Source organism: Shewanella insulae (assembly GCF_009831655.1).
Lineage (GTDB): Bacteria > Pseudomonadota > Gammaproteobacteria > Enterobacterales > Shewanellaceae > Shewanella > Shewanella insulae.
On record NZ_WRPA01000002.1, the window covers coordinates 127,870 to 140,613 of the forward strand.

8 protein-coding genes are annotated in these 12,744 nt (G+C 57.7%); all 8 read left to right on the forward strand.

Translation table 11 applies throughout. The features are described 5' to 3' along the window. Window positions 1-371: 371 nt before the first annotated feature. The 8 genes from cutA to GNT65_RS03530 all read left to right on the forward strand — a co-directional run bounded on the left by cutA (window position 372) and on the right by GNT65_RS03530 (window position 12,637). Window positions 372-695, forward strand: coding sequence for a divalent-cation tolerance protein CutA (gene cutA, locus GNT65_RS03495; protein WP_160793730.1), 324 nt, complete (start codon window positions 372-374; stop codon window positions 693-695). After that, on the forward strand, window positions 692-2,500 hold the full coding sequence (locus GNT65_RS03500) for a protein-disulfide reductase DsbD (protein ID WP_160793731.1): 1,809 nt from the start codon (window positions 692-694) through the stop codon (window positions 2,498-2,500). The genes cutA and GNT65_RS03500 overlap by 4 nt, the downstream gene beginning before the upstream one ends. Before the next feature lie 152 nt (window positions 2,501-2,652). Further along, window positions 2,653-4,281 carry a cation:proton antiporter family protein gene (locus GNT65_RS03505; RefSeq protein ID WP_160793732.1) on the forward strand — a complete coding sequence of 543 codons (1,629 nt, stop codon included), beginning with the start codon at window positions 2,653-2,655 and terminating at the stop codon, window positions 4,279-4,281. 93 nt (window positions 4,282-4,374) lie between these two features. Beyond that, the gene (locus GNT65_RS03510) at window positions 4,375-5,361 is read left to right on the forward strand and encodes a TolB family protein (RefSeq protein ID WP_160793733.1); all 987 of its coding nucleotides are present in this window, start codon (window positions 4,375-4,377) and stop codon (window positions 5,359-5,361) included. Beyond that, a complete protein-coding gene (locus tag GNT65_RS03515; RefSeq protein WP_160793734.1) occupies window positions 5,358-8,606 on the forward strand; it encodes a glycoside hydrolase family 2 TIM barrel-domain containing protein in 3,249 nt (1,082 codons plus the stop codon). Before GNT65_RS03510 ends, GNT65_RS03515 begins: the two co-directional genes overlap by 4 nt. 18 nt (window positions 8,607-8,624) lie before the next feature. Further along, complete coding sequence (locus tag GNT65_RS03520; RefSeq protein WP_160793735.1) at window positions 8,625-10,052, forward strand: solute:sodium symporter family transporter; 1,428 nt, start codon at window positions 8,625-8,627, stop codon at window positions 10,050-10,052. A 271-nt stretch (window positions 10,053-10,323) separates the two neighbouring features. Beyond that, a complete protein-coding gene (galK, locus tag GNT65_RS03525; RefSeq protein WP_160793736.1) occupies window positions 10,324-11,490 on the forward strand; it encodes a galactokinase in 1,167 nt (388 codons plus the stop codon). Between the two features lie 109 nt (window positions 11,491-11,599). After that, window positions 11,600-12,637 carry an aldose epimerase family protein gene (locus GNT65_RS03530; RefSeq protein ID WP_160793737.1) on the forward strand — a complete coding sequence of 346 codons (1,038 nt, stop codon included), beginning with the start codon at window positions 11,600-11,602 and terminating at the stop codon, window positions 12,635-12,637. Window positions 12,638-12,744: the final 107 nt, after the last annotated feature.

The following is a 12,744-nucleotide window of genomic DNA, read 5'->3' on the forward strand; positions in this document are numbered from 1 at the left end:
CCGACAAAACACGTAAAGTAGCTAGGGTCTGTTGACCTTTCCTGTTTGTTTTTGCAGCATTTTGTAGGGGATTTATACAAGGCAGAGCCTGTGTAGTGTAGTTAATCTACATGAACAGGAGATAACGCCGTAGAAATGGCCTACAAAAGCTGCCCGAAGGGTTCATTTAAACACGCCTTGCCCTGTGTTGCGTGCTTTTTACATAGAATAACTATGCGACACAGCACGCGCCTTGAGCAAAACGCGTTTAGATTGAACAAAAATTAAACCTGAAAGATAAACAGACCCTGGCGCTCATGACACAGTCGAGAGCCAGTATAACCCGGTTACCTTAACACCCAATTAATGACCATACAGGGTAAAAACGACAGATGCAGGAAAAATGTCTACTCGTCACCACCAGCTGTCCGGATAATGAGACGGCCAGCACCCTGGCCCGCGCCTTAGTTGAAGCCAAGTTAGCGGCCTGTATTCAGATCTCCGCCCCCGTCACCTCACTCTACACCTGGGAGGGTGAAGTGTGCCAGGAGACAGAGGTTAGCCTGCAGATAAAATGTCTGGCCCGTCATTACGACAAGCTGGAGCAAACCCTCTTGTCGCTGCACCCCTACCAAGTTCCCGAGCTGATCGCCACCGAGATCCACACTGGTTCGGCGGCTTACTTAGCATGGATAAAAGAAACCTCACTATCATGAAGAAAATACTGTTCCTCTTCCTCTCGACCCTGCTGCTGATCGCCCCCGGGGCACAAAGTGAAAGCCTGTTCAGCAACAGTAAGTTTGATTTTCTAAAAGATGAACCTCAGCTGATGCCTGTGGATCAGGCCTTCGTCTTCGATGCCCAACAAGAAGGCAACCTGGTTAAGATCAGCTGGGTAATCGCCGACGGCTACTACCTGTATCGCGACAAGCTCAAGTTCGCCGCCGACGGTGCGACTCTGGGGGAGATCCAGCTGCCCAAGGGCAAGGCCCACAGCGATGAGTATTTCGGCGAGCAGCAGGTCTACTACTCTTACATCGAGGTGCCCGTGGCCCTCAAGGAGGCTGCAGAACAGGCCAACATCAGCGTAACCTTCATGGGCTGCGCCGAGGGTAAGCTCTGCTTTCCGCCCACCACTCGTAGTGCGCCGTTGACTCAAGTCGCCGCCAACGCGGGCCTGCTCCCCGAGGTGCTAAAGACGGCTCCCGTGGCGAGCGACACCCAAGACAAACAGACGCCTATCACCCAGCAGGACTCCCTCAGTCAGATGCTATCTGGCGATAACCTGCTGTGGACCCTGGTCATCTTCTTCGGCCTGGGCATAGGCCTGGCGCTCACCCCCTGCGTCTTCCCCATGTATCCAATCCTGTCGGGCATTATCGTTGGGCAGGGAGAGAAGCTCTCTACAGCTAAGGCCTTCAGCCTCTCCATGGTCTATGTGCAGGGGATGGCAATCACCTACTCGCTGCTGGGGCTTATCGTCGCCTCGGCGGGCATGAAATATCAGGCTGCGCTGCAACACCCCGCGGTGTTGGTGGTGCTAGCGATTCTCTTCTTCATCCTCAGCCTCTCCATGTTCGGCCTGTACGAGCTACGACTGCCAGCGAGCTGGCAGGAGAAGATGAACCGTTTCTCCAACAACCAGAAGGGCGGCAACGTCCTGGGCGTGTTTATCATGGGGGTTATCTCGGGTCTGGTGGCCTCGCCTTGCACCACGGCGCCGCTATCGGGCGCCCTGGTCTATGTAGCGCAAACCGGCGACCTGTTGCAGGGCTTCCTGGCTCTCTATGTGCTTAGCATGGGCATGGGACTGCCGCTGCTGATCATAGGCTCGTCCGGGGGTAAGCTACTGCCACGTGCCGGTGCCTGGATGGATGTGATCAAGACAGTGTTCGGCTTCCTGCTGATCGCCGTCTCTATCCTGATGATAGGCCGTATCTGGACAGGCCTGGTGTCGGATCTGCTGTGGGCTCTATGGGGCATTACGCTGACCGCCTACCTGATGCACCAGAACAAACTCACCGAGTTTAACTGGAAACAGACGGTGCGCTCCGTGCTGCTGTTACTTATCCTGCTGGGCAGCTTCTCCTATGGTTTCCAGGCGATCATGAACAGCTTGGGTTACCAGACCCAAACGGGCGCCGTGAACCATAAGGTGAGCCATAAGACCATCAAGAGCCTTGCAGATCTACAGACCGAGGTGGCCGCCGCCAATGCCCAGGGTAAGCCCGTTATGCTGGATCTCTACGCCGACTGGTGTGTCGCCTGTAAGGAGTTTGAGAAGATCACCTTCGTCGATCCAGAGGTACAGGCTCGCCTGTCACAGATGGTGTTCCTCCAGGCCGACGTGACCAAAAACGACACCTTAGATATCGAGCTGCTGGAGCACTATGATGTGTTGGGGCTGCCGACCCTCTTGATGTTCGATGCCAAGGGCGAGATCCGCGACGATCTGCGCGTCACAGGCTTCATGAAGCCAGCGGAGTTTGCCGCACACCTGGATCACCTGCTGGCCAAATAGGCTCAGACGGCCTCACAGCCACGACATAAAAACCTCCTACGGGAGGTTTTTTATTATCGGCTAAAAGATAGCTCTCTCATCAAAGTTTTCATTTATAGTTAACCCAATTCCTATACAATCAGGGGTATATCTCTCGGAACGCTAGGAGCAACATGGAACCCGCCATCCTCATCATCACCTTAGCCTGTGGCATGCTTGTCAGTCGAATCGGTCTACCGCCGTTAATAGGTTATCTGGTCGCGGGCTTCGTATTATTCCTCTTCGGTATCGACGAGAGCAGCCTGCCCCTGTTGGAACAACTGGCGGAGCTGGGGGTCACCCTGCTTTTATTCGCCATCGGCCTCAAGCTGGATATTCGTAGCCTGTTTAAGGCCGAGGTGTGGGCAGGCTCCAGCCTGCACCTGATGGGCTCCATCATCTTCCTGGTGCCCCTGCTCAAGCTGTTCGGCCTGCTGGGGCTGGAACAATTGAGCGGGCTGGCCTTCAATCAACTGGCCCTACTCGCCTTCGCATTAAGCTTCTCCAGCACCATCTTTGCCGTCAAGGTGCTGGAAGATAAGGGTGACATGCAGTCCCTCTATGGCCGCGTCGCCATAGGTATCCTGATCATGCAGGATATCTTTGCCGTCGCCTTCCTCACCATCTCCAAGGGGGATATTCCCTCGATCTGGGCCCTGGGGCTATTGCTGCTTCCCTTCGCCAGACCGCTCATCTACAAGGCGTTTGACAAAGTCGGTCACGGTGAACTCCTGGTGCTCTTCGGCCTGGTGATGGCTCTGGTGGTGGGTGCCGGTCTGTTCGAACTGGTCGGACTCAAGCCGGATCTTGGCGCGCTGATCATCGGCATACTGCTGGCGGGTCATGCCAAGTCGTCTGAGCTGGCCAAGTCGCTCTTCTACTTCAAAGAACTGTTTCTGGTGGCCTTCTTCCTCACGGTCGGCCTCAACGGCCTGCCGAGCTTCGCCGACATAGGCCTGGCGGCCCTTTTGGTGCTTATCGTACCTGTGAAGATCCTTCTCTTCCTCTATCTACTGACCCACTTCAGATTGCGCTCGCGCACATCCTTGATGACCTCACTCAACCTGGGCAACTACAGCGAATTTGGCCTGATCGTCGCCGCCGTGGCCACCAGCAAGGGCTGGCTACCTGGGCAATGGATGGTGATCCTGGCCGTGGCCCTCAGCCTAAGCTTCCTGTTTGCCGCGCCGCTTAACGCCGCCTCGGCCCGCCTGTACCAGAAATTTCAGAGTCGGTTGCAGAAGCTGGAAAGACACCCGTTACATCCCGAAGATAGACAGATCCCTGTGGGCAATCCGCGCTTCCTCATTCTGGGGATGGGGCGTATCGGTAGCGGCGCCTACGACGAGTTAGCCAACCAGTTTGACGGCGAGATCCTGGGGGTAGAACACAAGCAAGATCTGGTGGACTTCCACCGCGAGCAGGGACGCAACGTAGTACAGGGGGACGCCTCGGATACCGACTTCTGGGAGAAGCTGGACAGGGCGCCAAACCTGGAGCTGGTGCTGCTAGCCATGCCCCATCACGCGGGTAACCAGTTTGCGGTAGAGCAGCTTAAACGCCAGGATTATCAGGGCAAACTCAGCGCCATAGTGCAATACAGTGAGGATGCCCAGTCCCTCAAGGCTGCCGGGGTGCACAGCGTCTTCAACCTCTACGAGGCCGCCGGTGCCGGTTTTGTCGAGCATGTGATTTGCGAGCTCAAGTCCGGCAAGCAGCATGAGGCCGATATCGCGGTCGAGCCCCAGGAGGCCACAGGCTAGCCCTAACCGAGCCCAAACCTTGGATTGTATACATTATTCCAAATATCTTGTATTGTACTTGCCATCCTGCGATAAGATGGGAAGTACAATACTGTGCCGACAAAAAAACAAAAAACTAATCAATACAATAATTTCGGAAACATACTCAAGACAAGTCTCTGCCTGCTAGCCGGCGTGACCGCTCAGGTCAGTGCCGCGGGTTATGACATCTGGCTCTACCCTGTAGCAAAACAGGCCGAGGCCCCCCACTGGCGTCTCGGCGAGCCCATCAGGGTCAGCGATCGCCCGGGTTACGATAACCAGGCCGCCTTCGGCTTTGATGGCAAACAGCTGGTGTTTGCCTCGGATCGCGCCGGTGAGCATAACGACATCTACGGTTTCGACATCAAAACCGGCGCAATAACCGCCCTAACCCACACCCCAGAGATCAGCGAATACTCGCCTCAGCTAACCTCACAGGGCCTCAGCTATGTAGCCGAACAGGGCGTGCCTCATCAGAGCATATGGCGGCAGTCACTGCACGATAAAGCAAGGCCCGAGCGCGCCGTAAACAGCCTGATCCCCGCAGGTTACTACGCCAGACTAGAGGATATCGGCACCCTGATCTGGGCCAGATATGGATACAACCTCTACTATGAGGGCGATGGCGAAAGCGCCGACGAGCGCCACTTCGTGGTGAGCGATGCCGGGCGCAGCCTGCACGCCCTGCCAAATATCAGGCAGTTCAGTTACCTTAAGAAACGCATGGACGGTGAGCGGCTGGTCACCCTGTTTGACCCAGGCTCTGGCAGCCACACGCCACTTATCGACCTGGGCCAGGGCAGCGAAGACTATGCCTGGAGCAGCGATGGCTGGCTGTTTAACCTAGAGGGCACTGTGCTTCGCTGTTGGCCCTACGCGCCCTTGGCCGGCGCTGATAAAAATATAACCGAGACGCCGCAGCAAGATCTGTCTGGCTGGCAGGCAGTAACCAAGCTTAACCCGCCGACACCGCACCACCAGAGCCCCTCTCGGATCGCCATCAGCCCCACTTTGGATTTTATTGCCATCACCTGGCAACGTAAGGACACGCCACAATGATCAACCGCTTCTCGCTACCACTGAGACTCACAGCTACTCTCTCACTGACTCTTTCATTGACCGCTGGGCTGATATTCTCAATACCAGCTTCAGCCAACGAACGCTGGCAGGACCATACACTATTCGAGATCAACAAGCTGGCGCCCCATGCCAGCTTCTTCGGCTATGAGTCTGAGCCCCTGGCGCTACTGGACGAGATGGACCGCAGCCAGCTTTACCTGGATCTCAATGGTCGCTGGCAATTTCATCTGGCTAAGAATCCTAGCGCCACGCCCAAAGGCTTCGCAACATCTGATTTTGATGCCAGCCACTGGGGCAGCATCCAGGTACCGGGCAATCTCGAGACCCAGGGCTATGGCCACGCCATCTACCTCGACGAGCGCTATCCCTTCGACACGAAGTGGCCCGATGCGCCGAGTGACCACAATCCCACTGGCCTCTACCGCAAGGTCTTTACCCTGCCCGTCCATTGGCAACAGAAACAGGTGTTCATCCACATAGGCGCGGCGCGCTCGGCCCTGACCCTGTTCGTCAATGGCCAGGAGGTCGGCTACAGCCAGGGGGCCAAGACCCCGGCGGAATTCGACATCACTCCCTATCTGCAAGCGGGCGACAATCTCGTCGCCATGCAGCTGATCCGCTGGAGTGACGCCAGTTACCTGGAAAGCCAGGATATGCTGCGAATGACGGGCATAGAGCGCGAGGTCTACCTCTACGCCACGCCCAAGCAGCGCATAGAAGATATCCAGGTTGTCAGCCAGCTAAATGAAGACCTCACCCGCGCCGAGCTTGCCATCAGGGTCGATCTCACCAACCATCAGCCAGAGACGAGAACCCTAGTACTAGAGGCTAGCCTGCTGGATCCCCATGGCAATCAGGTCGCAAAGGATAACCAGCGTTTGAGCCTGAAAGGCGATGCCCAGCTCGACTTCAGCCAGCCCCTGGAGCACCCCAAGCTGTGGAGCGCCGAGACGCCGAATCTGTATCGGCTCATCTTGACCCTCAGGACAGAGGAGGGAGAGACGCTCCAGGTGACCAGCCAGCAGATTGGCGTGCGTAAGATTGCCATCGAGAAGGGTCAGCTTAAGGTCAACAACAAGGCGATCACCATACGCGGCGTGGATCGTCACGAGACAGATCCCCAAACCGGCCATGTGGTCAGCCGCGAGACCATGGAGCTGGATATTCGCCTGATGAAACAGAACAACATCAATGCGGTACGCTCCAGCCACTACCCCAATCATCCCTACTGGCTCAGCCTCGCCGACCGCTACGGCCTGTATGTGATCGATGAGGCCAACATAGAGTCCCACCCCCTGGCGATAGACGAAAAGACCCAACTGGGCAACGAGATGAGCTGGCTGCCCGCCCATCAGGCGCGTATCGAGCGCATGGTCGAGCGAGACAAGAACCACCCCTCGGTGATCATCTGGTCTCTGGGTAACGAGGCGGGTGAAGGCAAGCTGTTTGAGCACCTCTATCAGTGGATTAAGTGGCGGGATCCCAGCCGCCCGGTGCAGTATGAGCCGGCAGGCGAGGCGCCTTACACTGATATCGTCGCCCCCATGTATCCCTCCATCGAGCGGATACGCGAATACGCCGAGCGCGCCAGCGACCGGCCGCTGATCATGATCGAATACGCCCACGCCATGGGCAACTCTGTGGGCAACCTGCAAGACTACTGGGATGTTATCGAGGCCTATCCTCAGCTGCAGGGTGGCTTCATCTGGGACTGGGTGGATCAGTCGCTGGCTTTCACCAACGATTTAGGTCAGAGATACTGGGCCTACGGCAAGGACTATCACCCCGACATGCCCACAGACGGCAACTTCCTCAACAACGGCTTGGTGGATCCCGACCGTAACCCACACCCTCACCTGAGCGAGGTAAAAAAGGTCTATCAGCCCATCAAGCTGACAGACTTTAAGATTGAGGGTGATAAGGCCTCGGTGAATCTAGTCAACGGCTTCGACTTTGCCTCCACCTCCGGCCTGAGCCTGAACTGGATGCTGCAGCGAGACGGTCAGGCCATGGCCAGCAAGCGCCAGGCCATGCCGACGCTGCCCCCCGGCGAGCATACCCGGGTGAGCTTTAACCTGCCAAACGAACAAACCTTAGGTGAGCCCTTCGAGTATCACCTGCTGCTCGAGGTGCTGGTCGATACGCCTAGGCCGATGCTGCCAAGCGATCACCGCATCGCCTTCGAGCAGTTTGCCCTGCCACGCTTCGGGGCAAAAGCCGCTTATCAAGTAAAGAAAAACCAGGCCAAGATCAGCGAGGATAGCGACAGCTATCGCCTCACCTCGGGTGATCTGAGCTATGAGTTTGATAAACGCAGCGGCTGGCTGACCCAGATTTACCAAGAGGGTGAGCCCCAACTTAAGGCGCCGCTGATGGCAAACTTCTGGCGCGCGCCAACCGATAACGATCTGGGCAATCAGATGCCCGAGTGGGCCGGCGCCTGGCAAGACGCCGCTAAGGCGCTAGAGGTCACGGCAATCGACGCAGCTCCCGCCCTTGGCCTGACCATCAGCCAGTCCCATCCCGAGATGGACTTTAGCCTACGCACCCGCTATAGCCTGGATAATGCCGGACGCCTGGCTATCGACAGCCAGTTTATCCCTAGCGATAAGCCCCTTGCCGATCTGCCCCGCTTCGGCTTCAGCACCCGGCTAGGCTTTGAGCACAGGTACCTGAGTTACTTTGGCCGCGGCCCAGAAGAGACCTATGCCGATCGCCAGTCGGGCAATCCCCTGGGCTGGTATGCCCTGCCGATCGAGCAAACCTATCACAGATACCCCAGACCCCAAGAGACGGGCCAACGTACCCAGGTGCGCTACGCCGCGGTGACAGATCATGAGAGCCAGGGTTGGCTAGCGATCGCTAACCTGGCCCAGAGCGGAAATAAGGCAGGAGAGGTGGCCGGAAACCAGGGCAAAGAGGTCGCGACGCTACAGACCAGCCTCTGGCCCTTCGCCCAGGCCGACATAGATTTTCGCCGCGGCGATGCTCAGGACTCCGCGTCGGGCCTGGTGGCGGTCACCCGAAACCACGGCGCCGAGATCCCGCTCAGGGAGTTCGTCACCTGGAATATCGATTACCGCCAGATGGGCGTCGGCGGTGATACCTCCTGGGGCCGTCCTGTGCATGGGCCCTACCGCATCAAGGCCGAGCCGATCCGCTTCGGCTTTACCCTGATGCCTGTGGGCAGCGATGACGATATCCCTACCCTGGCAAGAGAATAACAATAAGGAAGCAAGCAGATGGAACAGACAATACAGGTGGCGATCTTCGTCGCCCTCACGGCGCTGGTCGCCCTGATCACCTATATCAAGTGTCGCAAGGTGAGCCGAGACAGCAGTGACAGTCGCGACTACTTTCTCGCCGGCGGCGGCCTGAGTTGGATAGTGGTGGCCGGCTCCTTGATGATGACCAACATCAGCGCCGAGCAGATCGTCGGCATGAATGGCGCCCAGACCCTGCTGGTCGCCTGGTGGGAGATCGCCGCCGCGCTGGGCCTGATCATCCTGGCCAAGTGGTTGATCCCCATCTACTACCGCTACAACTGCACCACCACCACTGAGCTGCTGGAGCGTAAGTATCAGGACAAGGGGATCCGCGCCATGGTCTCTGTACTCTTCATGCTTGGGTACGCCTTCATCCTGCTGCCGGTGGTGCTCTACACAGGCTCGCTGTTTATGAAGTCCATGTTCGGCCTCTCTATCTCGGTCACCGTGCTGGCCATCATCTTCGCCGTGGTGGGCGCCATCTACGCCATCTTCGGCGGCCTGAGAGCCATCGCCATCTCAGATACCCTCAACGGCCTCGGGCTGATCCTGATGGGGCTGGCGGTTTCCTACCTGGCGATGCACGCCGTGGACTGGGATCTCTCCGGCGTCCCGCTGGAACGCCTGACCCTGATCGGTGATAGCCAGTCGGACATTCCCTGGTCGACCCTGCTCACCGGGATGATCTTCATACAGATCTTCTACTGGGGCACCAACATGGTGATCACCCAACGCGCCCTAGCCGCCAAGTCGGTGAAGGAGGCGCAGAAAGGCCTGTACGCCGCCGTGGTGATGAAGCTGATCATCCCGGTGATCGTCGTGCTGCCGGGTATCGTCGCCTTCAAGCTCTATGGCGACGTGGGCGATGTGGCCTATGGCAAGTTGGTGGGCGATCTGCTGCCAAGCTGGCTCTCTGGCGCCTTCGCCGCGGTGATCGCCGGCGCCGTGCTCAGCTCCTTCAACTCCTGCCTCAACTCGGCCGCCGCCCTCTACACCTGCGACATCCACCAGAACTACATCAATGCCGATACCGACGTACGTAAGATAGGCACTCGGGTTGCTCTGCTGTTTACCCTGATCTCGGTAGCACTTGTGCCCCTGTTCGCCCGCTCGGAGAGCATCATAGCTCTGCTGCAACAGCTCAACGGCCTCTACTCGATGCCTGTGCTGGCGGCCTTTATTTGTGCGCTGGTCTTCAAAAATGTTAGCGCCAAGGCGATAAAATGGGGCCAGGTCTTCGGGGTGCTGCTCTATGCCCTCTTCACCTTCGTCTGGAGTCCACTACACTTCATTCACCTGATGGCGATCACCCTGCTGACAACGATTCTGGTCACCCTGGCCTTGAATCGCCTGCTGTTTGCCGGACCAGTCGTAGCCCCCGCGGCCGAGCCGACGCTGGACTAGGTTGCACCGAATTCGGCCTGCCCCCAAATGAGCCGCAGCCGAGTCGATTACGGCTCGGTATGATGCCATGACAACCCGTCGGCCAAGGGGCTGGTTAGTCGACCACTAGGCTGTAGAGGATATTTTCCCGATCCCGGCGTACAAAACTCAGTTACATCGGTGACAGAGACGTGATATAAAAATGACAAGGATGACTCATGGTTAATGCCACCATGAACAAGACTGCCTCACAGGCAGAGAACACTAACTTTTTCTGAGAAGTTCAACACCAATGTCGAATACCGGACAGCGCGCCAATAAACTTTTTGTGCAGACCTTTGGTACCACGGCCGATGACCTGTATCAGGCACCTGGCCGGGTAAACCTGATCGGCGAACATACAGATTACAACGACGGGTTCGTCCTACCCGCCGCCATCAATTTTCGCACCGTCATCGCAGTGAAACAGCGCGACGATGATAAGTTCCGCGCCGTATCCGATGCCTTTCCCGGCAAGATCTACACCTGGCACTTCGGCCAGGAGGGTGAGATGGACCCCAACGACAGCTGGATCAATTATCTCAAGGGCTTTACCGCTGCGGTATCGGCCAGCGGCCTACCGGCCAAGGGGATGGATCTGGCCGTGGTGGGTAGCGTCCCCCTAGGGGCAGGCCTCTCCTCTTCCGCGGCCCTGGAGCTGGCCTTCGGCACAGCGCTCAACGACTGCAGCCAGCTCAGGCTATCACCACTGGCGGTGGCCCAGATGGCCCAACGCGGCGAGAATCAATATGTCGGCTGCGCCTGTGGCATCATGGATCATATGATCAGCGCCATGGGCCAAGAGGAACATGCCCTGTTGATCGATTGTGAGGATCTCGACTATGAGCCCGTGCCCATCCCTGAGAGCCTGAGCCTGATCATAGTCAACTCCAACGTTCCCCGAGGCCTGGTAGACAGCGAATATAACCTGCGCCGCGAGCAGTGCGAGCAGGTCGCCGAACATTTCGGCGTCGAGAGCCTGCGCCACCTGGCGCTGCACACCCTAGAAGCGGCCAAGGATGAGCTGCCAGAAGTCTGTTACCGCAGGGCGCGCCATGTGCTGAGCGAAAACCGCCGCACCCAGAACGCCGCCCACGCCTTGGAGGCGGGCAACATCGCTAAGCTGAGCGAGCTCATGGCCCAGTCGCACCAATCGATGCGCGACGATTTTGAGATTACCGTGCCAGCGATCGACAAACTGGTGGAGATCATCGACGCCGTGGTGGGCGATCGCGGCGGTGTGCGCATGACAGGCGGCGGCTTCGGCGGCTGCGTCGTCGCCCTGGTGGACCACGATCTCACCGACGCCGTTGTCGAGGCGGTGGAGCGGCAATATCAGGCAGCAACAGGCCTGGAAGCCAGCGTCTACCTCTGCTCGGCGAGCGACGGTGCCTCCAGGCTAGACGAAGAACTCTACTGATCGGGCCAAAGGCCTGTAAATTGCTGTTTAGCATACGTATTCATGCCCTCATCAGAGGGCTAAATAATACAATAGGGTCCAACTTTTATCCCTTAAGGAAAAGATAATCATGGTACGTTTTCGTCCGCTCGATGCCTGGAACGATCCCCGTGGTGGCCAGATAGAACGTGTCATCATAGACAATGGCACCCTGGCCATGGAGGTGCTTAGCCTGGGCGGCATTATCCGCTCACTCTGGGTACCTGATAACAAGGGCGAGCGAGGCAATATCGTGCTGGGCTGCGACAGCGCCCAAGATTACCTGACCCAAGACGCCCACCTGGGGGCCATCGCCGGACGCTACGCCAACCGCATCGCCGGTGCCCGCCTCAGCCGGGATGGCCGAGAGTTCAATTTGGACAAGAACCATCAGGATAATTGCCTACACGGCGGCCGTGAGGGCTTTAATCGCAAGCAGTGGCATATCGGCCAATTAAACGATGGCGTACGCCTCAGCCTCTATAGCCCGGATGGCGACATGGGCTTTCCCGGCAACGCCAACATCCAGCTCGATTACCGTCTGGTGGGCAATAATCTCTATGTGGAGATCCTCGCCAGCAGCGATGCCCCCTGCCCCATCAGCCTAACCCAACACAGCTACTTCAACCTAGAAGGCGCCAGCGAGCGCAGCAGCCTGGGACATATCATCCAGAGTGACAGCCAGCACTACCTCACCACAGACGAGCAGGGGATCCCAAGGGATGTGACTCAGGTAACGGGCACGCCGCTGGATCTGAGACAAGGCCAGTCCCTCGCCAGCGTCAAGGCGGCGCTCGAAGGTGAGCCGACCCGAGGAATCGATCACTGTTACCTGACGCCCAACCATGACGGTAAGGCCCTGAGCCGCTTCGGCACCATCAGCGCACCAGACTCAGGACGATGCATGACCCTCTACACCAACCAACCCGGGGTGCAGGTCTACGGCAGCAACTTCCTCGAGGGTACCCCAGGCAAGCAGGGACAAAGGCTGGCCTCTTATCAGGCGATATGTGTCGAACCACAGCAGCTGCCCGACGCGCCCAATCAGGCACACCTACCGGGCACACCCTGGCTGATGCCGGGCGAGGTCTATCACCACATGAGTCGCTATCAGTTCGATACGCTCTGAGCGAGGCACTAATGGGAATAAGGGATAAGAAAATAGGGAGAATATTTAGGTAGGGGTTCCAGAGGACCCGGAACCTCTTACCTAGGGATGGCGGCTAACTAAACTAG

Coding starts and splice junctions, on each gene's coding strand:
- GNT65_RS03520 (WP_160793735.1), top strand. CDS start 8,625: ATGGAACAGACAATACAGGTGGCGATCTTCGTCGCCCTCACGGCGCTG.
- GNT65_RS03500 (WP_160793731.1), top strand. CDS start 692: ATGAAGAAAATACTGTTCCTCTTCCTCTCGACCCTGCTGCTGATCGCC.
- GNT65_RS03505 (WP_160793732.1), top strand. CDS start 2,653: ATGGAACCCGCCATCCTCATCATCACCTTAGCCTGTGGCATGCTTGTC.
- GNT65_RS03530 (WP_160793737.1), top strand. CDS start 11,600: ATGGTACGTTTTCGTCCGCTCGATGCCTGGAACGATCCCCGTGGTGGC.
- GNT65_RS03515 (WP_160793734.1), top strand. CDS start 5,358: ATGATCAACCGCTTCTCGCTACCACTGAGACTCACAGCTACTCTCTCA.
- galK (WP_160793736.1), top strand. CDS start 10,324: ATGTCGAATACCGGACAGCGCGCCAATAAACTTTTTGTGCAGACCTTT.
- cutA (WP_160793730.1), top strand. CDS start 372: ATGCAGGAAAAATGTCTACTCGTCACCACCAGCTGTCCGGATAATGAG.